Here is a 1,510-nt window from a genome sequence, read left to right as displayed (position 1 = left end):
AGTTCACGGACGTACTTACAAATTAGTCGGTTGTTAAAAGCAGCACCGTGGAAATCCGCACACATTTGGATTCGAAAAATAGCAGGAAGAGCTGTCCCGTAAAGGTTTAACCGTCTCTGTCGCCCTCGCCAAAGGTTATAGTGAAAAAATGGATGATTACTACCTCTGTTCACGTGTCTTCATTTTTCTTCTCAAACGGAAAAATAAGAAAACAGAAAATTCAGTCAATATTTATGCGACGTTAGTGGTGGGAATTAGAAAAAAAATTTATCGATGATAAAATAGGGAACCTTCATCGTCAAGGATTTAATGAGGTTAGAAAGTATTATAAGAAAACCTTCAATATAGATTTTCAAAATTTTAACACCTCTATCGATTCTGTAAATTATAATCTTAAAGACGTAATTAAAATCCATGATATGCGTCATTTAATAATTCATAGGTTAGGAAGAACAGATGAAAAGTTTAGAAGAGATTATAATTATAACGGAAAGACTCTCAATTTATCTGAAGAAGACGTAATTGTAAACGCTAGAATATAATTGACAATTTTTGCTCAACGTAATTTTACATTTTCGCTTCAATAATATGGGTTATTATAACTAATATCCCATATTATTGAAAGTGGTTCTAAAGTTTAAATAAAATCCTTTTTTTGAAAAAAACGAATATATGAAAACGGTTTATAACCATAAAATTCAATAAAAATAGTCCTTTAGTATATAATATGGTTCATTTTTACATAAATTAGTATTTTGTAAGGTTGTAATAAATGATACATTTTTACTACCATATAATTACATAAATTTTACATTATTATGGATTTAATGTTATAATTAAACATAAAAATAAAAACCTTTTAAGGCTTATAATCAAATTGGAAACGCTTAAATGTTTTCCTGTTTTGGAAGGTTTTAAATTTAATATAATGAATATCAGATCAAACAAAGAACATTTATTAAATTCACACACTATATAAGAAGGGGTTTGTTAATATGTTGGGGATTAAAGTGAAGAAAGATAATGGGAAGTTAATTATAAAATGGCAGTTATCTACTATAGAGATTCCTTTAGATGAAATCATTGAAGTTACAGAGGATGAAACATATGGTGGAAAAAAGGCGGAAGCAATTAGAATAGGAACACCTTATGCTACGACTGATCGAATCCTTATTAGAACTACAAAGCAAGATTACATATTATTTAGTACTAATAAAAGTGCTATTTTAAAACAATTAAATTCTTAATTATTTATAACATTTCACTAGTGTTGCATAAATTTTGACTGAATTTTCTGCTTTCTTGTTTTTACTCATGAGAAGAAAAACAAAGACATTTGAATAGAGGTAGTTAACATCCATTTTTTTACTATAACCTTTGACGAGTGCAACAGACCTGTGAAATTCTTTAGGGCACGGTTTTCCCTACGATTTTTCGTAGCCATAAATGAGCGGATTTCCATGGTGCCGCTTTGAGTAAGCGACTAATTTGTAAGTACGTCCTTGAACTG

General features: G+C 29.4%; 1 protein-coding gene. It reads left to right on the top strand.

Annotated elements, in window-relative coordinates; genetic code table 11:
• Positions 1–995: 995 nt before the first annotated feature.
• A complete protein-coding gene (locus A2U94_RS20060; RefSeq protein ID WP_025910967.1) occupies positions 996–1,247 on the top strand; it encodes a SunI/YnzG family protein in 252 nt (83 codons plus the stop codon).
• Positions 1,248–1,510 lie beyond the last annotated feature (263 nt).

The sequence above is a fragment of the Bacillus sp. VT 712 genome (assembly GCF_001614195.1).
Taxonomy (GTDB): Bacteria; Bacillota; Bacilli; order Bacillales; family Bacillaceae_H; genus Priestia; species Priestia flexa.
This window is presented reverse-complemented; position numbering and strand designations above follow the sequence as displayed.